The following is a 22,277-nucleotide window of genomic DNA, read 5'->3' as shown; positions in this document are numbered from 1 at the left end:
GCCCGCCGATGGCTTTTCCAAACGCCACCGCCAAGGAGACTGTCATGCCACAGATCGGTCAATTCACCGCCGAAAACGAAACCTTCGTGGGCCGTGTTCATACGCTCACCCTTTACCGCGAGCTGACCATTGTTCCCGCCGAACCATCGGACGCGGAGAATGCACCCGCCTATCGCGTCCTTCACGGGGCCGAAGACGGCTCGGAGGTCAGCGCGGGCTGGAAGGAAGTCGGCGAAAAGGCCGGCGACTACATTTCGTTGGTGATCGACGATCCTGCCTTGCCGCAGCCGATCCGCGCCAATCTCTTCCAGAACAGCAACGACAAGACGGCTTGGTCGCTGCACTGGAGCCGCCCGAAGCCGCGCGGCGGGCGGGACTGAAAGCCATGCGATCCCGCGTCATCCCCGCGTTCAAAACCCTCATCCCGTTGTTCGCGGAAAGGCCGTCTCATCCCGTCGTCCCGCTCGGCCACCGGACGGCCGGCGCGCACAGCGAAGGTCAGGGGCGGCCCCTGGCCGGCGCTCGCGCCTTGCCCTTGACCGCAGCGAGCACGCTGGCAGGCTGGAGGTCGAACGGAGGCAGGGAGATCGCGCGATATGCCGGCCTGCTGCTGGCTGGCGTGCTCGCGGTCGCAGCCTGTCCGGTCGCCGTATCGGCGCAGGCCGCACCCGTCGCGCGCGCCAATCCCGCCGATCCCTATGCCGGCTTCATCACCGAAGCCTCGCAGCGCTTCGGTATTCCCGAGCACTGGATTCGCGCCGTGCTGTGCGCCGAGAGCGCGGGCGACGTGCGCGCAATCTCGTCGGCCGGCGCGATGGGATTGATGCAGGTTATGCCCGACACCTGGGCGGGCCTGCGTGTCCGCCACCAGCTCGGCCGCGATCCTTACGACCCGCGCGACAACATCATGGCTGGCACGGCCTACCTGCGCGAAATGTTCGACCGCTACGGCAATGTCGCGGCGATGCTGGCGGCCTACAATGCCGGTCCCGGTCGCTACGATGACCATCGTGCGACGAGCCGCGCCTTGCCCGCCGAAACGCGCGCCTATGTCGCCGCGCTCGCGCCGGTTCTCGGCGGCGCGGTCGCGTCCGAAATACCCGCGCCAGCACCAGCGCCGCCGCCCGACTGGCGTGCGGCTCCGCTCTTCGTTGCGCGCTCGGCCGACACGCGGACTGTCGCCGCACCGTCGTCCGAAGTGCAATCCGGCGACACTCGCGCAACCGTTCCGGTGCGCGATGCCGCCAACACGGAACCGTCAACCGGCAGCATTTTCGTAGCTCGCGCCGATGACGGGGGAGCGCCATGAAGATGGCGTTCCCGCGCTCGGTGCGAGCCGTTCCGGTGTCCAGTCATGCGGGGTTTCGCCTGGCTGGATTCCCGGCAGGAAGGGCCGAAAGGGCAGTAAAGGCGGAGGGCAAGATAAAGGAACATGGCACTACGTCGCCAATGTTCTCGAAATTGTTGTTGTCTGCACACTGGTTAGGAGCGCCGCGAGCGGCACCCTGTTTTTGGAACGCGCGAGCCGTGATTTTGCGCAAAGCCTTGGCTTTGCTGGGTTTCGACTGGCACCATGGCCGCCGATTGCCCGATTTTCTTGGATTTCGGCCGGAGGCGCGTCGATGAGCGCCGACGACGAGAACCGCTTCCGGCCCAGGCCCGGCCGCATCCGTTCCGATGCGCCGAAGCTCGGCAAGGCCAAGAGCTTTCTCACTCAGGCGAAGAAGCTCGCCCGGCAGCATAGTAACGCCCATCCCAAATATTCGCCGCGCCTGCCATCGCGCGTGTCGGCGAAGTCGGCCGCCAAGGGGAGCATGGGGGGTGGCAAGGCCCCGCGCGCGTCGGGCGGTCCCGGCGTCCGGCGCGGCCGTGGCGCGGCTTTCGTCCGCGCGCGCACCCTGTCGGGCGGCTGGCGGCACAGCGCGCCCGGCATCCGCCGCGTCGTCGTCAAGACCCGTTACGTCCAGCAGGCCGGGAAGAACGGCAAGGCCGCCGCCCATCTGCGTTACATCCAGCGCGACGGCACCTCACGCGACGGTGAGCGCGGCCAGCTCTATTCGGCCAACGAGGACCGTGCCGATGGCGATGCTTTCCTTGATCGCGGCAAGGAGGATCGCCATCAGTTCCGGTTCATCGTGTCGCCGGAGGACGGCGCGGACCTGACCGACCTGACCGCCCACACTCGCGACCTCATGAAACAGGTCGAGACCGACCTCGGCACGAAACTCGATTGGATCGCGGTCAACCACTTCAACACCGGCCATCCCCATGTGCATGTCGTCGTCCGGGGCAAGGACGAGATGGGCGAGAATCTTGTCATCAACGGCGACTATCTCGCCAACGGCATCCGCGAGCGGGCGAGCGAGCTTTCGACGCTCGAGCTCGGCCCTGTGACCGAGATCGAGCAGAGCCGCAAGCTCTCGGCCGAAGTCGATCAGGACCGCTTCACCCGCATCGACCGGGCGATGACCGAGGAAGCGGACGAACGGTTCCTTGACCTGCGCCATGAACCCGACGATCCGCGCCGCCAGTTCAACCGGACCCTGCGCCTGCGCCGTCTCGCCAAGCTGGAAAAGATGGGGCTGGCGACCGAGCACGCGCCGGGCGTCTGGGAGATGAGTGGCCGCATGGAACCGATCCTGCGCGAGATCGGCGAGCGCGGCGACATCATCCGCTCCATGCACAAGGCGCTGAAGGCCGATGGGCTGGAGCGCGATCCCATGACCTTCCATATCCATGACGGGCCGCCCGAGACGCCGATCGTCGGCCGCGTCGTGGACAAATATCTGACCGACGAGATGGGCGAGAACCTGACCGTCGTGGTGGACGGCATCGACGGCCGCACCCACCATGTCCCCGGCATTGACCCGGCCCGCGTCGAGGATGCGCGGATCGGCGGCATCGTCGAGATCGGCCCGGCCGAAACCACGCAGCGGCCGTCCGACCGGACCATCGCCGCCATCGCCGAGGATGGCGTCTATCGGCCGAGCCGCCATCTGGAGCAGGCGAAGTTCGAGGGCCGCGTTCCAGGCGGCGACTATGAGGGCTATGTCGATGCTCATGTGCGCCGGCTGGAGGCATTGCGTCGCGCCGGTATCGTCGAGCGGATCGACGCCGACCAATGGCGTATCCCTGATGACTTCGAGAGCCGCGCCGCCGCCTATGACGCCGGCCGCAACCGTCAGGCCAGCGTCCGCATCCTCTCGGCCTTCGATCTGGAGAAACAGATTGGCGCGGACGGCGCGACCTGGCTCGACCGGCGGATGCTCGCGAACGACGCATCGGATCTCGCGCCTGCCGGGTTCGGCCAGCAGGTACGGGACGCCATGGACCAGCGCCGCGACCATCATATCGAACAGGGCGACGCCACCCGCCAGCAGAACGGCCGCGTCTTCTATCGGCGCAACCTGCTCGCCAACCTGCGCGAGCGGGAGGTGGCCCGCGTCGGCGCGGAGATTGCCGAAGCGAAGGCGCTGCCGTTCCGGGCCGCCACGGACGGCGAGACCGTCAGCGGCAAGTTCACTGGCACGGTGCAACTATCGAGCGGCAAGTTCGCCATTGTTGAGCAGAGCCACGAGTTCACCCTCGTCCCGTGGCGGCCGGTCATCGACCGCCAGCTTGGCCGAGAGGTTGCCGGCATCGTGCAGGGCGGATCAGTATCGTGGCAGTTGGGGCGTCAGCGCGGACTTTCGTTGTAGGCGCGCCCAACGCCTGCTTCCGCTAACTCCTCGTCATTGCGCTGTAAGCAGTACAAATGGGAAAATGTTCTACATCGTTGAACTTATGTTTGTATAATCGCCACATAATCTCGGCCAAATGCTATACTGCGCTAGCTATACGGAGGTGCTTTTGCTCAGAAATAACGACAATGGAAGTCGACTGATCCAGTCGATTGAGCGTGCCGTCGCCATTCTGGAAATCATCGCGCGCGAGGGCGGAGCGGCCTCGCTCAAGCATATTGCCGAGCGGGCCAGCCTCGGCAAGACAACGGCTCACAACATCCTCAAGACGCTCGACGAGTTGGGCTATGTCCGACGGCGCGTTGGCGACACGCGCTATCATCTTGGCGGACGCATTCTGAATCTCGCCCGCATCGCCGGCGATGATGGTGCATTACGGACCCGTCTGCGCCCGGTTCTGGAGGCTATCGCATTGAAGACGGGCGAGACGGTCTACCTTGGCGTGCCCAGCGGCGACGAGACCTGGTATCTGGACGCCATCGAATCTGACCAGATGCTGAAGACTGCGTGTCCGGTTGAGATCAGGGAACCGCTTGAGGGATCGGCGGTCGGGCTGGTCTTCCTCGCCTTCATGCCGGGGCTCGGGAAGCGCGTGCTGGAGACCCGTGCGGATGCGCTCGGGCCGGATATCCAAACTCAGATAGAAATGGTTGAGAGGGTCGGCTTCGCGCTCGATCTCGAAACCTATCAGCCGGGCTTACACTGCGTCGCGGTGCCCTGGCGCGAGGGTGGCGAGGTCCGCGCTGCCATCGGCCTGAGCGGGCCGTCCACTCGCCTGCCGCGCGAGAAGTTGACGGACATAGCCTGGATGATGATGAAGGAAGCCGAGAAAGTTCAATGACGCAACGAGACCAACTTACAGCAGCGGAAATCAGGCTTATTGCTATCGTGCAGGCAAAGCCCGGCCATGAAGAGGCCGTCGCCGATATCCTCAAGGGGGCCGTAGAGCTGAGCAGAAACGAAGAGGGATGCCTCGAATATTCGTTGCACCGGGACCGCGAGGCTGCCGGCCGTTTCGTGTTCATCGAGTGCTGGGCCAACGCCGACGCTTTGGCAGCTCACGAACAGACGGCGCATTTTCTGCACCTTGGAGAGCTGTTGCCCCAACACATTGATGGTGCGGTCGACATCCTCAAGCTTCAATCGCTGTATTAATCTGGGTCCACCAGCGGCGATCGCGATTTCTCGCTGCCGGCATTGGCGAGACATCCAAGTTCAGCATTGATGAATATATTGCGTTTCTCAAATTAGCTTGTTCCACTCCGCTCATTCCTGAATATTGTTCTGGCTTCCTACCACCCAATGAGAGGAAGCCGGAATGAAATCCGAACTCGCCAACTCCCTTATCGCGACCGCAACAGCCGAAGCCGCCAAAGGCAATTTCGCCGTCTGCGTCACCATCCTCGACGCAGCAACTCATCTCATCGCCTTCCACCGAATGGACGGCACCAATATCGGCCCAATCGAAGTCAGCCAGAAAAAGGCGCGCACCGCCGCGCTCTTTCAGACCGACAGCCTCCAGCTCGGGCAGGCCGCCCAACCCGGCGGCGCGATCTACACGCTTGAGAACACCAATGGCGGCCTCATCAGCTTTGGCGGCGGCGTGGTGCTGCGTGACAAGGCCGGCACAGTGATCGGCGCGATTGGCGTCGCCGGCGCGACCGTGGAAGCCGACGAAGCGATTGCGCAGGCGGCAGCCGCCTCCCTTCTCGTGTGACAGGGGGAGGCTGACATGCCGCTTGGTCTTTTCGCATTGGCGGTGTCGGCCTTCGCCATCGGCACCACCGAGTTTGTCATCGTCGGACTAATCCCGGAAATGGCGCGGGACTTGTCCGTCTCGATCCCCACGGCGGGGCTGCTGGTCAGCCTCTATGCCCTGGCCATCACGATCGGCGCACCGACCGTCACGGCGCTGACCGGCAAGCTGCCGCGCCGGCAGCTTGCCATCGGCCTGATGGTGATCTTCACCATCGGCAACCTGATCGCTGCCTTCGCGCCGGGCTATGCGGTGCTATTGGCCGGGCGGATCGTCACGGGTGTTGCCCATGGCGTCTTTTTCTCCATCGGGGCGACCGTCGCGACCTCGCTGGTGGACAAATCCCGTGCCGGACAGGCCGTATCGCTGATGTTCGCCGGCCTGACCGTCGCGATGGTGGTGGGCGTGCCCTTCGGAGCTTTCGTCGGTCAGCATCTCGGCTGGCGCGCGCCGTTCCTGGCCGTGGCGCTGCTCGGCGCGATCAGTGTCGCCGGTCTCATGGCGCTGCTGCCCAAGGCGATCGCGCATACGCCGCCGGCCGGCTTGCTATCGCAGCTCGCGTTGCTCGGGAAACCCCGGCTGCTCGCCATGTATCTGGTCACAGTCTTCGGTTTCGGGGGCTCCTTCGTCGTCTTCACCTATCTCTCGCCGCTGATGACCGAGGTGACGCGGGTGAGCGAGGCGACGGTCAGCCTGGCATTGATGCTGTTCGGCGTGGCGACGGTCATTGGCAACCTGTTAGGCGGCCGCCTGGCTGACCGGCTGGGAACACGGCGGGCGCTACAGGCTGTCCTTGCCGGTCTCGCGGTTTCGCTGGTGGTTCTGCCGTTCACAGCCGGCCATGTCGCCCCAATGTTTGCCAACCTGTTTGCCTGGGGCGTTTTTGCTTTCGCGATCTCCCCGATCGTGCAAGCGGGTGTGGTGGCCACCGCCGAAGTCGAGGCGCCGGATGCGGTTGGCACGGCATCAGGATTCAATATAGCCGCCTTCAATCTCGGCATCGCTGGCGCTTCCTTCGTCGGCGGCATTCTCGTCGCCGGGCCTGGATTGCTGGCAACACCTTGGGCCGCAATCGCCGCCACACTCATTGCGCTGGCGATCGTTCAGTGGTGGCTCATCGGAAACGACAAACAGGCGGCCTCCGCATGAAGTCGATGTCTTACATCCGCTTAGGATGGAGCGGCATTTGCCACCTGACGGGAATCGCGGCGTGCGGCGGCGATTGAGGAAAGCCGATGCATCTGACGAGGCACCCTCGCTGCTGCGCGGCCGCATCCCGATGGCGTCCCTGATCCAGACGCTCGCGGTCGCGGAATATCTGAGCTTCCACCGCGCGGCCAAGGCGCTCGGCACCAGCCAGTCGAGCGTCAGCGCCAGAATCAGGGCGCTGGAGGAAGACCTTGGTGTCGTTCTCTTCGACCGCAACACGCGCGGCGTCCGCCTGACCGACGCCGGACGCCGCTTCGTCGATCAGGTCGATGACGCCATGGACATCCTCGATCGCGCCATTAAGACCGCCGGGATGCAGGCGCGCGGTGAGGACGGCGAGCTTCGCATCGGCGTTCACGCCCTGACACCTGGCTGCTTCCTCGACCGGCTGCTGGAGCGGTTCCACGCCGATCATCCCGGCGTCCACCTGCACATCACCGAGGGCACGGCGCGCGACGCGCAGCTCATGGTGCGCGAAGGCCGGCTCGATCTCGCCTTCATGGCCTGCACCCACGAAATCCCCGACCTTCATTCCCGCGTTGTCTGGCGCGACCGCTTGATGGCGGCGTTGCCGGTCAAGCATCCATTTTCAGAACTACCTGATGTCGAATGGCGGCAACTTGCGGAGGAAACCTTCCTCGTGCGCCACGGCGGCACCGGGCCACAGGTTCACGACCTGATCGTGGCCCGCTCCGCCGGGAAATGGCCGACGCCTGCGATCCGCCGCCTTGATGTCGGCCCCGGCGCTCTCTTGTCGATGATCGCGGCCGGGCATGGCGTCTCGCTCTTTGTCCAGGAAGGCGCGGCGGCCTCACCACCGAACCTCGTCTTCCTGCCGATCCGTGATGAGCCGGAAGCCATCCCGTTCTCGGCCGTATGGTCGCCTTCCGATCGCAACCCCGCGCTTGCGAAGCTGCTCGTGCTGGCGTCGGAGATGCGCTGATCTTTTCCGCGTGCTGATTCGTGAATAGTCCTCGGCACAGTGCTGGAAGAGTGCCGTGGCAACCCGTCCTATTTACCGCCGATAGTATCCGGTAGCCCTATGGCGTCACCTTTACTGTTGCAGCCCCGATAATTGCCTATTCTCTGATCGGCTCCGTCACTTTTTGCCGATTGGAGCCTGTATGCGCGGAGGCCGAATACTCTGGGGCCAGATCACCGTCGTTTTCATCATCGTTCTGGTGATGACCTGGGCAGCGACGCAATGGGTCGCCTTCCGCCTCGGCTTCCAGTCCCAGCTTGGCGCTCCATGGTTCGAGCTTGCGGGCTTTCCGCTCTATCACCCGCCAGCCTTCTTCTGGTGGTGGTTCTCGTTCGACGCCTACGCGCCCACGATTTTCATGGAAGGCGCGGCTATCGCCACGTCGGGCGGCATCCTCGCCATTGCCGCCGCCATCCTCATGTCCATCATCCGGGCGCGCGAAGCCCGCAACGTCGCCACTTACGGCTCCGCGCGATGGGCGGAAGACAGGGAAATCCGCAGCGCCGGGTTGCTCGGCCCGGATGGCGTTCTGCTCGGCCGATACGATCGCGACTATCTGCGCCATGACGGGCCGGAGCATGTGCTTTGCTTTGCCCCCACGAGGTCCGGCAAGGGCGTCGGGCTGGTGGTGCCGACGCTGCTGACCTGGCCGGGAAGCTGCATCGTCCATGACATCAAGGGCGAGAACTGGACTCTGACTGCCGGCTTTCGGGCGAAGCACGGCCGCGTCCTGCTGTTCGACCCCACGAATGCGAAGTCGTCAGCCTATAACCCGCTACTGGAGGTGCGGCAGGGCGAATGGGAAGTCCGCGACGTGCAGAATATCGCGGATATTCTGGTCGATCCCGAAGGCAGCCTCGACAAGCGCAACCATTGGGAAAAGACCAGTCACAGCCTGCTTGTCGGCGCGATTCTGCACGTCCTCTATGCCGAGCCGGACAAAACCCTGTCGGGGGTCGCCAATTTCCTGTCCGATCCCCGCCGCCCGGTCGAAGCGACCTTGCGCGCGATGATGGACACGCCGCATCTGGGCGAAGTCGGTGTTCATCCCGTCATCGCCTCGTCGGCTCGCGAGCTGCTGAACAAGAGCGAGAATGAGCGGTCGGGCGTGCTGTCCACCGCCATGTCGTTCCTCGGCCTTTACCGCGACCCGGTCGTGGCGCGCGTCACGGACCGCTGCGACTGGCGGATTGCCGATCTTGTCGGAAGCAAGAAACCGGTGACGCTCTACCTCGTCGTACCACCGTCCGACATCAACCGCACCAAACCGCTGATCCGGCTCATCCTCAACCAGATCGGCCGCAGGCTGACCGAGGAACTGACTCTATCCGGCAAGCGGCATCGCCTGCTCATGATGCTGGACGAGTTTCCCGCGCTCGGCCGTCTCGACTTCTTTGAATCGGCGCTCGCCTTCATGGCGGGCTACGGCCTCAAGTCCTTCCTGATCGCCCAATCGCTCAACCAGATCGAGCGCGCCTATGGGCCAAACAATAGCATTCTCGACAACTGCCATGTGCGCGTCGCCTTCGCCACGAACGACGAGCGCACCGCCAAGCGCGTATCGGACTCGCTCGGCACCGCGACCGAGATGCGGGATTCCACCAACTATGCCGGCCATCGGCTCGCACCCTGGCTCGGGCATCTGATGGTGTCGCGGCAGGAGACGGCGCGGCCGCTGCTCACGCCGGGCGAGATCATGCAGCTTCCTCCCGCAGACGAAATCGTGATGGTCGCGGGAACGCCCCCGATCCGGGCGAAGAAGGCCCGGTATTTCGATGACATGCGATTGCAGGAGCGCATCCTGCCGCCGCCCGAGTTGCCATCCGCACGAGCGGCGAAGCCAGCAACCGATGACTGGACGAGCCGCGTCATCGTTTCGGCGAGCAAGCCAGCGACCAGCGCCGCCAGCGGGACCGAGAGCGATCCCGACAATGCAGGTATCCGCCGCGAGCCGGAGTTGCCCGAGCATGAGGAAATCATCCCGCCGCCGACAACGCCCGCCCAGGAGTTCGACATTCTGGACGACGAGCCGGACGTGGACGCGGCCAAGGCCCGCGCGCTGCGCTCGCGGATGCGGATGATCGCCCGGCAGGCATCCATGAACCCCGACGACGGCATTGAGCTTTGAGGAACCGCCAATGACGACCCGCGCCCGCATGAATGTCTATTTCGACCCGGAACTGCTCAAGCAGGTCGAGGCGCTGTCGCTGCGCCGGCAGGTATCGAAGTCCGCCATCATCGAGGCGGCCGTCGCGTCCTTCCTGTCGGGCGACACGTCGGATCGGCTGGAAGCGGCCATGTCGCGCCGCTTGGACAAGATCGGCCGACAGATCGGCACGCTGGACGAAGATCTCGCCGTGCTCGGCGAGACCCTTTCCTTGTTCGTCCACTTCTGGCTGACGATGACACCGCCGTTACCCGACAGCGCCAAGCAGTCCGCCCGCATCAAGGGGAACGAGCGGTTCGAGGGCTTCATGCAGAATCTCGGTCGCAGGCTGGCGAGCGGAGACAGGTTCCTGAAAGAGTTGTCGCGGGACATGGATTCGCTTCACGACAGTCCGTCGCAAGATCAGACCGAGGTCGATGGCGACGCTGCTTAGATTTTCAACCCATCCTATTTGCCGCCGATGGCCGCCGATCACCGCATCCTCCTAGATACTTGTTGAAACGGTCTGAATTCAGGCTCTTTTAATCGACCCCGTTGCGGGGTCCGTCTGTCACGCCCCGCCAGAAAATGGGGCCGACATGACTGCACATCACCAGAAACCGGAGGCGATTGCGCGCGGCGCGCGGATGCTGCGCACGGCCCTCGGCGCGTCCATCGCCCGGTTTCTGGAAGACCCGACCGTCATCGAGGTGATGCTGAACCCGGACGGCCGCATCTGGATCGACCGGCTGTCCGAAGGTCTGGCCGATACCGGCGAAATTCTCTCCGCTGCCGATGGCGAGCGCATTGTCCGGCTGGTCGCACACCATGTCGGCGCGGAGGTTCACGCCCGATCGCCGCGCGTCTCGGCGGAACTGCCCGAGACGGGAGAACGGTTCGAGGGGCTGCTGCCGCCCGTCGTCGCCGCACCGGCCTTTGCCATCCGCAAGCCCGCCGTCGCGGTCTTCACGCTCGACGACTATGTGGCGGCAGGCATCATGTCCGCCGATCAGGCCGTGACTCTCCGCGAAGCCGTTGCGGCGCGCGCCAACATCCTCGTCGCGGGCGGCACCAGCACAGGCAAGACCACCTTGACCAACGCGCTGCTCGCCGAGGTGGCGAAGACGCAGGATCGCGTCGTCATCATCGAGGACACGCGCGAGCTGCAATGCGCCGCGCCCAACCTCGTGGCCATGCGGACCAAAGATGGTGTGGCGACGCTTTCCGATCTTGTGCGCTCGTCGCTTCGCCTTCGCCCCGACCGTATTCCCATCGGTGAGGTGCGGGGATCGGAAGCCCTCGACCTGCTCAAAGCCTGGGGCACCGGACATCCCGGCGGCATCGGCACCATCCATGCCGGTTCCGGCATCGGCGCGCTGCGCCGCCTCGAACAGCTCATTCAAGAGGCTGTCGTCACCGTCCCGCGCGCGCTGATCGCCGAGACCATCGACCTCGTTGCCGTCCTGGCCGGGCGCGGTTCCGCGCGCCGGCTGGCCGAACTCGCCCGCGTCGAAGGGCTGGGGCCGGACGGCGACTACCGCATCAACCCCGCAACCCCCACCAGCACAGGAGAACATTCATGATCCGCACTCTTTCGCGTGGCTATCGTCGCATGGCGACCGCCGCATCAACCATTGTCATCAGCCTCATGCTCGCCCCGGCCGCCCATGCGTCCGGTTCGTCGATGCCGTGGGAAGCGCCGCTCCAGAGCATCCTTCAGTCGATCGAGGGGCCGGTCGCCAAGATCATCGCCGTCATCGTGATTATTTCCACCGGCCTGGCGCTGGCTTTCGGCGACACGGGCGGCGGCTTTCGCAAACTGATCCAGATCGTCTTCGGCCTCAGCATCGCCTTTGCGGCCAGTTCGTTCTTCCTCAGCTTCTTCAGCTTTGGTGGCGGGGCGCTCGTCTGATGGCGGGCGGTCTCGAACAACTCGATGCGGTGCCGGGTTTCACCGTCCCGGTCCACCGCGCGCTGACCGAGCATATCCTGCTCGGCGGCGCGCCGCGCTCTATCGCCATCATCAATGGCACATTGGCCGGGGCCGTGGGCCTCGGCCTGCGCCTCTGGCTGGTCGGTCTCGCCATCTGGGCGGTCGGGCATTTCGCCGCCGTCTGGATGGCGAAGCGCGACCCGCTCTTTGTCGAGGTGGGCCGCAGGCATCTGCGCATCCCCGGTCATCTGTCGGTGTGAGGGCGCGGCCATGATGAACCTTGCCGAATACCGCCGCACAGCCAGTCGTCTCGCGGATTTCCTGCCGTGGGCCGCGTTGGTCGGTTCCGGCGTCGTCTTGAACAAGGACGGCAGTTTCCAGAGAACGGCGAAGTTTCGCGGTCCCGATCTGGATTCCGCCGTCGCCGCCGAACTGGTCGCGGTCGCAGGCCGCATCAACAACGCCGTCCGCCGTCTCGGATCGGGTTGGAGCATTTTCGTCGAGGCCCAGCGCAGCGAGGCCGCGACTTATCCCGACAGCACCTTTCCCGATCCCGCGTCGGCGCTGGTCGATGCCGAGCGCAAGGCCGGTTTCGAGGAAGCGTGCACGCATTTCGTGTCCGGCTATTTCCTGACCTTCCTCTGGCTCCCGCCCGCCGAGGACGCCGCACGCGCGGAAACCTGGCTCTACGAGGGCCGCGAGCAATCCGGCGTGGACCCATGGGAGCTGCTGCGCAGCTTCGTCGATCGCACCGACCGCGTTCTGGCTCTCCTGGACGGCTTCATGCCGGAATGCCGCTGGCTCGATGACCCCGGCACGCTGACCTACCTGCATTCGACCATTTCCACGAACCGGCACCGCGTCCGCGTTCCCGAGGTGCCGATGCATCTCGACGCGCTGCTCGCCGACCAGCCGCTGACCGGCGGGCTGGAGCCGCGCCTTGGCGATCAGCATCTGCGCGTTCTGACCATCATCGGCTTTCCGACCGCGACCACGCCGGGCCTCCTCGATGAGATGAACCGGCTGCCGTTCCCGTATCGGTGGAGCACGCGGGCGATCCTTATGGACAAGACGGATGCGACCCGGCTGCTGACGAAGATCAGGCGGCAATGGTTCGCCAAGCGCAAAAGCATCGCCGCGATCCTCAAGGAAGTCATGACCAACGAGGCAAGCGCCCTCGTGGACACGGATGCGGCGAACAAGGCCGCTGACGCCGACATGGCCTTGCAGGAACTGGGGGCGGACGTGGCGGGCATGGCCTATGTCACGGCCACTATCACCGTCTGGGATGCCGACCCGCGCATCGCCGACGAGAAACTGCGCCTCGCGGAAAAAATCATTCAAGGTCGCGATTTCACAGCGATGCCGGAAACCGTCAACGCCGTCGATGCCTGGCTCGGCAGCCTGCCCGGACATGCCTATGCGAACGTCCGGCAGCCGCCAGTCTCGACGCTCAACCTCGCCCATATGATCCCGCTTTCAGCGGTGTGGGCGGGACCGGAACGGGACGAGCATTTCAGCGCGCCCCCGCTGTTCTTCGGCAAGACCGAAGGCTCGACCCCGTTCCGGTTTTCCCTTCACGTTGGCGATGTTGGCCATACCCTCGTCGTCGGCCCGACCGGCGCTGGCAAGTCCGTCTTGCTCGCGCTCATGGCCTTGCAGTTCCGGCGCTATGCGGGATCGCAGGTTTTCGCGTTCGACTTCGGCGGCTCGATCCGCGCCGCCGCGCTCGCCATGGGCGGCGATTGGCACGACCTTGGCGGCGGGCTGACGGAAGGAGACGAGGCGTCCGTTTCGCTCCAGCCGCTCGCCCGGATCGACGACAGCTATGAACGCGCCTGGGCGGCCGACTGGATCGCCGCCATTCTCGGCCGTGAAGGCGTGCCGATCACGCCCGAGACCAAGGAATATATCTGGACGGCGCTGACCTCGCTGGCATCCGCCCCTGTCGGGGAACGCACCATCACCGGCCTCACGGTCCTGCTCCAATCCAACGATCTGAAACAGGCATTGCGGCCCTATTGCATTGGCGGCGCTTATGGTCGGCTGCTCGACGCCGAGACCGAACATCTTGGGCATGCGGATGTGCAGGCGTTCGAGATCGAGGGGCTTATCGGAACCGGCGCGGCCCCGGCCGTGCTCGCCTATCTGTTCCACCGGATCGGCGACCGGCTCGACGGGCGGCCCACGCTGCTTATCATCGACGAGGGCTGGCTTGCGCTGGACGACGAAGGCTTCGCCAACCAGCTTCGCGAATGGCTGAAGACGCTCAGGAAGAAGAACGCCAGCGTCATCTTCGCCACGCAGTCGCTATCGGACATCGACGGCAGCAACATCGCGCCCGCCATCATCGAAAGCTGCCCGACGCGATTGCTCCTGCCGAACGAGCGGGCCATCGAACCCCAGATCACGGCCATCTATCGCCGCTTCGGGTTGAATGACCGGCAGATCGAAATCCTCGCAAGGGCCACGCCCAAGCGGGATTACTACTGCCAGAGCCGCAGGGGAAACCGCCTCTTCGAGCTGGGCCTGTCCGAAGTCGGCCTCGCGCTCTGCACCGCATCCGCGAAATCCGATCACAAGCGCATCGCCGGACTTATCGCCGAGCATGGTCACGACGGCTTCCTCGCGGCGTGGCTGCGCCTGCGCAGCGTCGATTGGGCGGCGGACCTGATCCCCAATCTCACCAATCTTGCCGACCGGACGGAAACCGCCGCGCCGGTCGTGCCGGATGCCCCCCAAGCAGAGGAGACCCTTCCATGATCCGTGTTCCTGTTCCCCGCTTCACCGGCGCTTCCATGCTCGCGCTGGCGCTTGCCATGCCCATCACGCTGTCGCCCATGCTGACCAGCCCGGCCCACGCGCAATTCGGTCGTATCGTCTATGATCCGTCGAACTATGCGCAGAACGTGCTGACAGCCGCGCGCACGCTTCAGCAGATCAACAACCAGATCACGTCGCTTCAGAACGAAGCGACCATGCTCATCAATCAGGCGAAGAATCTGGCGAGCCTGCCATATTCATCGCTTCAGCAGCTCCAGCAGAATGTGCAGCGCACGCAGCAGCTTCTCGCCCAGGCGCAGAACATCGCCTTCGACGTACAGAAGGTCGATCAGATCTTCCAGAGCCAATATGGCAATGTCTCGCTGTCGGCGACCGACACGCAACTCGTCACCGATGCCAGGTCGCGCTGGCAGAACACGGTCGGCGGCTTGCAGGACGCCATGCGCGTGCAGGCCGGCGTCGTCGGCAATATCGACACCAACCGCACGCAGATGTCGGAACTGGTCGGCCAGAGCCAGGGCGCGACCGGCGCGCTGCAAGCCACGCAGGCCGGCAACCAGCTTCTCGCCCTCCAGTCGCAGCAGCTTTCCGATCTCGTTGCGCTTCTCGCCGCCAATGGCCGGGCGGGTGCGTTGACCGAAGCCGAGCGTGCGGCCGCAGCCGAACAGGGACGCGAGCAGCGCCGACGCTTCCTCACGCCGTGTTCGGGCTACACGCCCGGCAACGCGCAGATGTTCAACAACGGCAACTGAGGGGGCGGCCATGGACGGCAAGATGCTGGCCCGGCTGGGCGCAATCATATTCGTGGCGATCGCCATCACCGCGACGGCTATCGAGATGACCCGCAAGGAAGACGCGCCGGCATTGCCGCCGCGTCTTGCGCAGCCCGAACGGGACCCGCTGCGAGAAGGGCAGCGCCGGTGCCAGCAGCTTGGGACAACGGCCGCCAGCGACGCCGAATGCCTGCGCGTTTGGGCCGAAACCCGCGATCGTTTCCTTGGCCGCTCGCCTGCGCCGGCTGCGCCGTCCTCCAGCGAAGGGCGGTGATGCATGGGCGGTGCGGGCGTCATCGACAATTTCCTCGGGGTCTTCACCCGATATATCGACTCCGGTTTCGGCCTGCTCGGCGGCGAGGTGGCGTTCATCGCCACAACGCTCATCGTCATCGACGTGACGCTCGCCGCGCTGTTCTGGAGCTGGAACGCCGATGACGACATCATCGCCCGGCTCGTGAAGAAGACGCTGTTCGTCGGCGTGTTCGCCTATCTCATCGGCAACTGGAACAACCTCGCAAAGATCGTCTTCGACAGCTTCGCCGGCCTCGGCCTCAAGGCATCCGGCACCAGCTTCACCGCGCAGGATCTGATGCGGCCCGGCAAGGTGGCCCAGACCGGGTTAGACGCGGCGCGGCCGCTGCTCGACTCCATTTCCGACCTCATGGGCTGGGTGGCGTTCTTCGAGAACTTCATCCAGATCGCCTGCCTGCTGTTCGCATGGGCGCTGGTCATCCTCGCCTTCTTCATCCTCGCAATCCAGCTTTTCGTGACGCTGATCGAGTTCAAGCTGTCCACGCTGGCGGGCTTCGTGCTGATCCCGTTCGGCCTGTTCGGCAAGACCGCCTTCATGGCCGAGCGCGTGCTTGGCAATGTCATCTCGTCCGGCATCAAGGTTCTGGTGCTGGCCGTCATCATCGGCATCGGCTCGACGCTCTTCTCGCAATTTACGCAAGGCTTCGGTGGCCAGACCCCGAGCATCGACGACGCTATGGCCATCGTGCTCGCCGCCTTGTCCCTGCTCGGCCTCGGCATCTTCGGACCCGGCATCGCCTCGGGTCTCGTTTCGGGCGGGCCGCAGCTTGGCGCGGGCGCGGCGGTCGGCACCGGCCTGGCGGCCGGCGGCATGGTGCTCGCCGGCGGCGCTGCCGCAGGCGGTGCGGCCGGTCTCGCCGTCAAGGGAGGTGCCGCCGCTTTGTCCGGTGGAGCCGCGGCGGTTCGCGGCGGTGCAACCGCCGCAGGCGGGGCCTCCGCAGCCTACAGCATGGGTTCGCTCGGCCAGTCGGGCGCGGCAGGGGTCGCTTCAGGCCTGGGTGGCGTCGCCCGCGCCGCAGGCTCTGCCGCCGTCTCGCCGTTGAAGCGCGCGACTTCCAAAGCATCGGAAAGCGTCAAATCCAGTTTTTCCGATGGCGCGCGTGCCGCCTTCGGCGTGACGGGCGGATCATCCACCGCAGGCACCGTCAGCGGCGCGAGCGCCGCCCCCGAAACCGCAGCCGCATCGCCTTCAGAAACTGCCAGCCCCCCGGCCTGGGCGCAGCGGATGCGGCGCTCACAGTCCGTCAACCACGGCGCCACCATGGCCGCCCATGCGGTTCGCTCCGGCGACAGCCATGGCGGCGGCTCCTCCGTCAATCTTTCCGAAAGTGACCGCTCATGAGCATCTTCAAACGACCAGCCACCCACTACGGCAAATCGCCGGAGCCCGAGACGCCCTACCAGAAGGCCGCACAGGTCTGGGACGAACGGATCGGCTCGGCCCGCGTGCAGGCGAAGAACTGGCGGCTCATGGCGTTCGGTTCCCTGATCCTGTCGGCCGGTTTCGCCACCGCCCTTGTCTGGCAGTCGGCGCGCGGGACCGTCGTGCCTTGGGTGGTGCAGGTCGACCGGTTCGGGCAGGCGCAGACCGTCGCTCCGGCCGTCGCCGACTATCGCCCCACCGATCCGCAGATCGCGTTCCATCTCGGCCGCTTCATAGAGCAGGTCCGCGCCATTCCTGCCGACCCGATCATCGTCCGACAGAACTGGCTGCGGGCCTATGAATGGACGACCGACCGGGGCGCGGCCGCCCTGAACGACTATGCGCGCAGCAACGACCCCTTCACCAAGGTCGGCAAGCAGCAGATCGCCGTCGAGGTGTCCAGCGTCATCCGAGCGTCGAACGACAGCTTCCGGGTGGCGTGGACCGAGCGTCACTATGAGAACGGCCAGCTTTCCACGACCGAACGCTGGACCGCGATCCTGACCATCGTGATCCAGACCCCGCGCGACGCGGAGCGCCTGCGCGCCAATCCGCTCGGCATCTACGTCAACGCCATCTCCTGGTCGCGGGAGATGAGCCAATGAGCACGTTGACCCGCAAACCCGCCGTTCCGGCTTTCCGTAAACATGGCCTTCCGGCTTTGCTGCTGTCAGCCACCATGCTCGCCGGCTGCGCAACGAACAAGCCGCCGCAATTCAGCTACGACGCTGACGTGCCGTCATTGCCAGTCGTGCCGGCCGCCGTCACCGATGACCGGCCACGGCCATTGCACACACCGCCCGCATGGACCGTCGCGCGCGGCGGGACCGCTGCCGGGACACCGGCAGGCCGTGTCGAGAACGCCAATGCGGCCGCGCGCGTCGAGCCGCGCCGCGAGGGCTACTATAACGCCATCCAGATTTATCCCTGGTCGGAAGGCGCGCTCTATCAAGTCTATGCTGCTCCGGGGCAGATCACCAATATCGCGCTGGAGCCGGGCGAGAGCCTGACCGGCGCGGGACCGATTGCCGCAGGCGACACCGCACGCTGGATCATCGGCGACACGGAGAGCGGCAGCGGAACGTCGCGCCGCGTCCATATCCTCGTCAAACCGAGCCGGTCCGACATCTCGACCAATCTCGTCGTCACCACCGACCGCCGCACCTACATGATCGAACTGCGCGCCCGCGAATCCCTCTATATGCCGTCCGTCGCCTGGGCCTATCCGGCACAACCGGCCGGCCAGCGCCAGACTGTTCCGGCAGCACCCATCCTACCGGCAGATGCGGCACGCAACTATCGCTATGGCCTGACTGGCGATAGTCCACCCTGGAAGCCCATCTCCGTCTTCGACGATGGCCGCCGCATCTATGTCGTCTTCCCGCGCGGCATCGTGCAGGGCGAGATGCCGCCGATCTTCGTCATCGGCTCGGAAGGCGAAACCCAGATCGTCAACAGCCGCATCCACCAGAACATCCTGATCGTGGATCGCTTGTTCGGCGCGGCCGAATTGCGCCTTGGCAGCGGCGATCGCCAGCAGACGGTCAGGATCGTCCGCATCGAGCAACGGCAGGCCGCACAGCCGGCAAAAGCGACCGGAGAATCCCCGTCATGACCGAAGACAGCACGACCACGGACACCGCAGCACCCATGCGGCTGCGCGCCGAACCGCCGCGCGTCACCCGCCTGTCCCGCAAGATGCTGGCCAGCGTCGGAGCGGCAGCACTTCTCGGCATCGGCGGGGCGCTGATCTATGCGCTTCAGACCCGCGACATGAGCGGCAGCGGCGAAGAACTCTATTCGACCGAGAACCGTCCCACGGCGGACGGATTGTCCGGCCTGCCGCGCGACTATACCGGCCCGGTTCTGGGGCCGGCTTTGCCGGGCGATCTGGGCGGCCCCATCCTCGATGCGCAGAACAGGGGCCAGCCCGTCGCGCCGCCGGTCATGACGACGCCCGCCGTCGATCCGGCGGAACAGCGCCGCATTGCCGAGGAAGAGGCAGCGCGCGTCAGCCGCGTCTTTTTCCAGACCGCACCGGGAACGGGAACCTCAAGCCCGAGCCTCGCCGGCCTTGGTCTGGCTGCTCAACCCGGCGTGACCGGCACGCAGGACCGGCATACGGCCTTTCTCAACGGCCCGGTGGATCGGCAGACGGTCGCCCTGGACCGCATCATGGCTCCGGCTTCTACCTATATCCTTCAGGCCGGGGCCGTGATCCCGGCGGCGATGATTACCGGCATCCGCTCCGATCTGCCCGGCCAGATCACCGCGCAGGTAACAGAAAACGTCTATGACAGCCCGACCGGCAGCCTGCTACTGATCCCGCAGGGAACACGCATCATCGGCCAATATGATGCCGGCGTGACCTTCGGCCAGCGTCGCGTGCTGCTCGTCTGGAACCGCCTGATCCTGCCGAACGGCCGCTCCATCGTGCTGGAGCGCCAGCCGGGCGCGGATGCTTCCGGCTATGCCGGGCTTGAGGATGGCGTCGATTACCACTGGTGGGATCTGATGAAGGCCGCTGGCCTTTCGACGCTGCTCGGCATCGGCACGGAACTGGCGACCGACGACGAGGACCGGCTGATCCGCGCTATTCGCGACGGGGCGCAGGATACCATCAACCAGGCAGGGCAGCAGATCGTCCAGCGGCAGTTGCAAGTCGCGCCGACGCTGACCATTCGACCGGGATTCCCGGTCAGGGTCATCGTCACAAGGGATTTAGTCCTCGAACCCTACAGGAATTGACCATGACGAAGCTGAAGCTCGGTCCGCTCGCCGACGACAAGCCGGTGAAGGTGACGGTGGAACTGCCTGCGCAACTCCACCGCGACCTGATCGACTATGGCGCTCTGTTGGCCGATGGCGGTGCGCCAATCGAGCCTGCCAGACTGATCGTGCCCATGCTGGAACGGTTCATCGCCACGGATCGCGGCTTCGCCAAGGCGCGGCGGCAACCGTCCTGATCCATTACGGCGGGGGTGCCGCCAGCGCATAGGCGCGAATGCGGCACGCTACACACCGCCGATCCCCCTCCATGCTTCGCTTAATTCCGGGGCTTTAGCGCTCCTGAATCCACCAGCGAAACACGGAGGATACCATGTGCGCAGAGCGCCGCCGCGTCCAACGAGGCCGCCCGAGACAGCCGGCTCCTGGAACGCTCCCCGACGACCTTTACGACTATGACGACGATCCCGCTCCGCGCATCAGCCCGTCGCGCGGCAGTCCGCCTCATGTCTTCGACGTGGAGAAGCTGCCTGTCATTGACGACTGGCCCGACGAAGTGCCGATCACCGAGGCCGAGATTCAGGTGTTCGAGCGCTGGTTCGCCGATGTTTTCGACGAGATGTTCGGCTCAGTCGATCTGCCGGAAGACTTGAAAAAGTTATCTCGGTATGATAATAAAAAGCCATGATTGATGATCGAGCTGCGCCATGACGACACTCAAGGTCGGGATCGCCGAACCCGATGAAATGAAGGCCCGCACCATGCGGATCGCCAGGGGCGAGGAAAAGCCCGCGCCCGGCGATCCGACCGTCTGGTTCGCGTCCACCATGTCCTTTGCCAAGTTCCTGTCGCCGAGCAATTGCGAATTGCTTCGCGTCATCCACGAGCAGGAGCCGGAGTCGCTGGAGGAGCTGGCGCAGATCACCGGCCGCGCGAAATCCAACCTCTCACGAACCCTCAAGGCCATGGCCGGCTACGGCCTTGTCCGCATGGAGAAGGGCAAGGGCCTCAAGCTGGTTCCCAAGGTCATCCATGACCGTGTGGAGCTGGTCCTGCCCCTGATCGAGCGGCGCAAGTCGAAAGGAACCCGCAAATGAACGCACAATCTCCCAATGTCGCCCTGCGGGCCGCCCTCTACCTGCGTGTCTCGACCGCCCGTCAGGCCGAGCATGACGTGTCGATCCCCGACCAGCGCAAGCAGGGCGAGGCTTATTGCGCCGCGCGAGGCTATCAGCTTGTCGAAATCTTCGTGGAACCGGGCAACACCGCCACCAACGACCGCCGCCCGGAGTTTCAACGGATGATCGAGGCGGGCACGTCGAAGCCTGCACCGTTCGACGTGGTTCTCGTTCACAGCTTCTCGCGCTTCTTCCGCGATGCATTCGACATGGAATATTACTATCGCAAGCTCGCCAAGAATGACGTGCGCCTCATTTCCATCACGCAGGAGTTAGGCGACGACCCGATCCATGACATGATGCGCCGGATCATGTCATTGTTCGACGAATACCAGTCGAAGGAAAACGGCAAGCACGTCACGCGCGCCCTGAAAGAGAATGCCCGGCAGGGCTTCTGGAACGGCGCGTTGCCGCCGATCGGCTACCGGATCGCCGCCGCCGAACAGCGCGGGGCCAAGACCAAGAAAAAGCTGGAAATCGACCCGCTGCACGCTGACACGATCCGTCTGATCTATCGGCTCGCGCTGGAAGGACAGGGCGACAGCGGCCAGATGGGCGTCAAGGCGATCGTCAAGCATCTGAACGCCAAGGGCATCTTCACCCGCGACGGCGGGCGCTGGGGCATCGGCCAGGTCCATCGCGTCCTGACCCGCCGCACCTATATCGGCGAACATGAGTGGGGCAAGCGCAGCAAGCACAACGACCCACGCGCGCCCGGCGAGATCGTCATCGTCCCGGTGCCCGCTATCATCGAGCGGGAGACCTTCGACGCCGTTCAGTCTCTTTTGCAGGCTCGCAACCCCAAGACCGAACTACCCGCCCGCGTGGTGATCGGGCCGACCCTGCTGACCGGCATCTGCTATTGCGGCAACTGCGGTGGCGCGATGACCATCCGCACCGGCAAGAGCGGCCGCTACCGCTATTATGCCTGCTCGATCAAGGCCCGACAGGGCGAGACCGGCTGCAAGGGCCGCGCGATACCGATGGACAAGCTCGACAGGATGGTCGCCAGCCATATCGAGGAACGCCTGCTCGATCCCGCCCGTCTGGAGAAGCTGCTTGGCAGCGTTCTCGGTCGCCGCGAGGATCAGGCCGAGCGCCGCAGGGAACACATCGCCTCTTTGCAGCGGCAGGCGACCGAATCGGAATCGCGCCTCAAGCGGCTCTATGACGCCATCGAAGCGGGCGTGGCTGATCTGGACGACCCGGCGCTCAAGGAGCGTATCGCCGGTCTCAAGGTCATCCGCGATCAGGCGCGGGCTGACGCCGACCGCGCGCAAGCTCTGCTCGAAAGCCCCGGCCACAGCGCCC

At 65.1% G+C, this 22,277-nt stretch carries 23 protein-coding genes and 1 pseudogene; all 24 read left to right on the top strand.

The features are described 5' to 3' along the window. Positions 1-44 precede the first annotated feature (44 nt). Complete coding sequence (locus IM784_RS04675; protein ID WP_199554069.1) at positions 45-380, top strand: DUF736 domain-containing protein; 336 nt, start codon at positions 45-47, stop codon at positions 378-380. A gap of 5 nt (positions 381-385) precedes the next feature. Next, positions 386-1,309 (top strand): lytic transglycosylase domain-containing protein, encoded by a 924-nt coding sequence (locus tag IM784_RS04670; RefSeq protein WP_199554169.1) that lies wholly within the window; start codon positions 386-388, stop codon positions 1,307-1,309. Next, positions 1,290-3,698, top strand: coding sequence for a relaxase/mobilization nuclease domain-containing protein (locus IM784_RS17545; RefSeq protein ID WP_328799439.1), 2,409 nt, complete (start codon positions 1,290-1,292; stop codon positions 3,696-3,698). Before IM784_RS04670 ends, IM784_RS17545 begins: the two co-directional genes overlap by 20 nt. A gap of 145 nt (positions 3,699-3,843) precedes the next feature. Next, positions 3,844-4,581, top strand: coding sequence for an IclR family transcriptional regulator (locus IM784_RS04660; protein ID WP_199554068.1), 738 nt, complete (start codon positions 3,844-3,846; stop codon positions 4,579-4,581). Continuing rightward, complete coding sequence (locus IM784_RS04655) at positions 4,578-4,895, top strand: putative quinol monooxygenase (RefSeq protein WP_199554067.1); 318 nt, start codon at positions 4,578-4,580, stop codon at positions 4,893-4,895. The genes IM784_RS04660 and IM784_RS04655 overlap by 4 nt, the downstream gene beginning before the upstream one ends. 163 nt (positions 4,896-5,058) lie before the next feature. Then, positions 5,059-5,457: a GlcG/HbpS family heme-binding protein gene (locus IM784_RS04650; protein ID WP_199554066.1), complete on the top strand. Its 399-nt coding sequence runs from the start codon at positions 5,059-5,061 to the stop codon at positions 5,455-5,457. Positions 5,458-5,472: 15 nt separating this feature from the next. Further along, positions 5,473-6,645, top strand: coding sequence for an MFS transporter (locus IM784_RS04645; RefSeq protein WP_199554065.1), 1,173 nt, complete (start codon positions 5,473-5,475; stop codon positions 6,643-6,645). 73 nt (positions 6,646-6,718) lie between these two features. Then, a complete protein-coding gene (locus tag IM784_RS04640; protein ID WP_235976513.1) occupies positions 6,719-7,648 on the top strand; it encodes a LysR family transcriptional regulator in 930 nt (309 codons plus the stop codon). Between the two features lie 181 nt (positions 7,649-7,829). Then, a complete protein-coding gene (locus IM784_RS04635) occupies positions 7,830-9,815 on the top strand; it encodes a conjugal transfer protein TraG (RefSeq protein WP_199554064.1) in 1,986 nt (661 codons plus the stop codon). Positions 9,816-9,825: 10 nt separating this feature from the next. Next, complete coding sequence (locus IM784_RS04630) at positions 9,826-10,287, top strand: ribbon-helix-helix domain-containing protein (RefSeq protein ID WP_199554063.1); 462 nt, start codon at positions 9,826-9,828, stop codon at positions 10,285-10,287. Positions 10,288-10,432: 145 nt separating this feature from the next. Beyond that, a complete protein-coding gene (gene trbB, locus IM784_RS04625; protein WP_199554062.1) occupies positions 10,433-11,416 on the top strand; it encodes a P-type conjugative transfer ATPase TrbB in 984 nt (327 codons plus the stop codon). Further along, positions 11,413-11,745, top strand: coding sequence for a TrbC/VirB2 family protein (locus IM784_RS04620; RefSeq protein WP_199554061.1), 333 nt, complete (start codon positions 11,413-11,415; stop codon positions 11,743-11,745). Before trbB ends, IM784_RS04620 begins: the two co-directional genes overlap by 4 nt. Further along, positions 11,745-12,026, top strand: a complete 282-nt coding sequence (locus IM784_RS04615) for a VirB3 family type IV secretion system protein (RefSeq protein ID WP_199554060.1) — start codon at positions 11,745-11,747, stop codon at positions 12,024-12,026. Before IM784_RS04620 ends, IM784_RS04615 begins: the two co-directional genes overlap by 1 nt. Before the next feature lie 10 nt (positions 12,027-12,036). Next, positions 12,037-14,529, top strand: a complete 2,493-nt coding sequence (gene trbE, locus IM784_RS04610; RefSeq protein ID WP_199554059.1) for a conjugal transfer protein TrbE — start codon at positions 12,037-12,039, stop codon at positions 14,527-14,529. Then, complete coding sequence (gene trbJ, locus IM784_RS04605; protein ID WP_199554058.1) at positions 14,526-15,302, top strand: P-type conjugative transfer protein TrbJ; 777 nt, start codon at positions 14,526-14,528, stop codon at positions 15,300-15,302. The genes trbE and trbJ overlap by 4 nt, the downstream gene beginning before the upstream one ends. 10 nt (positions 15,303-15,312) lie before the next feature. After that, entirely contained in the window at positions 15,313-15,597 is a 285-nt protein-coding gene (gene trbK-alt / locus IM784_RS04600) for a putative entry exclusion protein TrbK-alt (RefSeq protein WP_199554057.1), read from the top strand. Positions 15,598-15,600: 3 nt separating this feature from the next. Further along, positions 15,601-16,980: a P-type conjugative transfer protein TrbL gene (trbL, locus tag IM784_RS04595; protein WP_199554056.1), complete on the top strand. Its 1,380-nt coding sequence runs from the start codon at positions 15,601-15,603 to the stop codon at positions 16,978-16,980. A 2-nt stretch (positions 16,981-16,982) separates the two neighbouring features. Further along, positions 16,983-17,666 carry a conjugal transfer protein TrbF gene (gene trbF / locus IM784_RS04590; protein WP_456238901.1) on the top strand — a complete coding sequence of 228 codons (684 nt, stop codon included), beginning with the start codon at positions 16,983-16,985 and terminating at the stop codon, positions 17,664-17,666. Then, positions 17,663-18,676 (top strand): P-type conjugative transfer protein TrbG, encoded by a 1,014-nt coding sequence (trbG, locus tag IM784_RS04585; RefSeq protein WP_199554054.1) that lies wholly within the window; start codon positions 17,663-17,665, stop codon positions 18,674-18,676. The genes trbF and trbG overlap by 4 nt, the downstream gene beginning before the upstream one ends. Before the next feature lie 35 nt (positions 18,677-18,711). Continuing rightward, the gene (locus IM784_RS04580) at positions 18,712-19,809 is read left to right on the top strand and encodes a TrbI/VirB10 family protein (RefSeq protein ID WP_456238900.1); all 1,098 of its coding nucleotides are present in this window, start codon (positions 18,712-18,714) and stop codon (positions 19,807-19,809) included. 2 nt (positions 19,810-19,811) lie between these two features. Beyond that, complete coding sequence (locus IM784_RS04575) at positions 19,812-20,027, top strand: DUF2274 domain-containing protein (RefSeq protein ID WP_199554052.1); 216 nt, start codon at positions 19,812-19,814, stop codon at positions 20,025-20,027. Positions 20,028-20,161: 134 nt separating this feature from the next. Next, positions 20,162-20,476 (top strand): hypothetical protein, encoded by a 315-nt coding sequence (locus tag IM784_RS04570; RefSeq protein ID WP_199554051.1) that lies wholly within the window; start codon positions 20,162-20,164, stop codon positions 20,474-20,476. Positions 20,477-20,495: 19 nt separating this feature from the next. After that, positions 20,496-20,885, top strand: coding sequence for an HVO_A0114 family putative DNA-binding protein (locus IM784_RS04565; RefSeq protein ID WP_199554050.1), 390 nt, complete (start codon positions 20,496-20,498; stop codon positions 20,883-20,885). After that, positions 20,882-21,925 (top strand): annotated as a pseudogene (locus IM784_RS17020) (recombinase family protein); the annotation flags it as partial. The gene IM784_RS04565 and the pseudogene IM784_RS17020, both read left to right, overlap by 4 nt. Between the last annotated feature and the right edge of the window lie 352 nt (positions 21,926-22,277).

Origin of the sequence: Sandaracinobacteroides hominis, from assembly GCF_016464365.1 — a bacterium.
GTDB classification, from domain to species: Bacteria; Pseudomonadota; Alphaproteobacteria; order Sphingomonadales; family Sphingomonadaceae; genus Sandaracinobacteroides; species Sandaracinobacteroides hominis.
Note: the sequence above shows the minus strand (reverse complement) of the source record. Positions and strands in the feature narration are given on the sequence as shown.

Coding starts and splice junctions, on each gene's coding strand:
- IM784_RS04675 (WP_199554069.1), top strand. CDS start 45: ATGCCACAGATCGGTCAATTCACCGCCGAAAACGAAACCTTCGTGGGC.
- IM784_RS04670 (WP_199554169.1), top strand. CDS start 386: ATGCGATCCCGCGTCATCCCCGCGTTCAAAACCCTCATCCCGTTGTTC.
- IM784_RS17545 (WP_328799439.1), top strand. CDS start 1,290: ATGACGGGGGAGCGCCATGAAGATGGCGTTCCCGCGCTCGGTGCGAGC.
- IM784_RS04655 (WP_199554067.1), top strand. CDS start 4,578: ATGACGCAACGAGACCAACTTACAGCAGCGGAAATCAGGCTTATTGCT.
- IM784_RS04650 (WP_199554066.1), top strand. CDS start 5,059: ATGAAATCCGAACTCGCCAACTCCCTTATCGCGACCGCAACAGCCGAA.
- IM784_RS04645 (WP_199554065.1), top strand. CDS start 5,473: ATGCCGCTTGGTCTTTTCGCATTGGCGGTGTCGGCCTTCGCCATCGGC.
- IM784_RS04635 (WP_199554064.1), top strand. CDS start 7,830: ATGCGCGGAGGCCGAATACTCTGGGGCCAGATCACCGTCGTTTTCATC.
- IM784_RS04630 (WP_199554063.1), top strand. CDS start 9,826: ATGACGACCCGCGCCCGCATGAATGTCTATTTCGACCCGGAACTGCTC.
- trbB (WP_199554062.1), top strand. CDS start 10,433: ATGACTGCACATCACCAGAAACCGGAGGCGATTGCGCGCGGCGCGCGG.
- IM784_RS04620 (WP_199554061.1), top strand. CDS start 11,413: ATGATCCGCACTCTTTCGCGTGGCTATCGTCGCATGGCGACCGCCGCA.
- IM784_RS04615 (WP_199554060.1), top strand. CDS start 11,745: ATGGCGGGCGGTCTCGAACAACTCGATGCGGTGCCGGGTTTCACCGTC.
- trbE (WP_199554059.1), top strand. CDS start 12,037: ATGATGAACCTTGCCGAATACCGCCGCACAGCCAGTCGTCTCGCGGAT.
- trbJ (WP_199554058.1), top strand. CDS start 14,526: ATGATCCGTGTTCCTGTTCCCCGCTTCACCGGCGCTTCCATGCTCGCG.
- trbK-alt (WP_199554057.1), top strand. CDS start 15,313: ATGGACGGCAAGATGCTGGCCCGGCTGGGCGCAATCATATTCGTGGCG.
- trbL (WP_199554056.1), top strand. CDS start 15,601: ATGGGCGGTGCGGGCGTCATCGACAATTTCCTCGGGGTCTTCACCCGA.
- trbG (WP_199554054.1), top strand. CDS start 17,663: ATGAGCACGTTGACCCGCAAACCCGCCGTTCCGGCTTTCCGTAAACAT.
- IM784_RS04580 (WP_456238900.1), top strand. CDS start 18,712: ATGCGGCTGCGCGCCGAACCGCCGCGCGTCACCCGCCTGTCCCGCAAG.
- IM784_RS04575 (WP_199554052.1), top strand. CDS start 19,812: ATGACGAAGCTGAAGCTCGGTCCGCTCGCCGACGACAAGCCGGTGAAG.
- IM784_RS04570 (WP_199554051.1), top strand. CDS start 20,162: ATGTGCGCAGAGCGCCGCCGCGTCCAACGAGGCCGCCCGAGACAGCCG.
- IM784_RS04565 (WP_199554050.1), top strand. CDS start 20,496: ATGACGACACTCAAGGTCGGGATCGCCGAACCCGATGAAATGAAGGCC.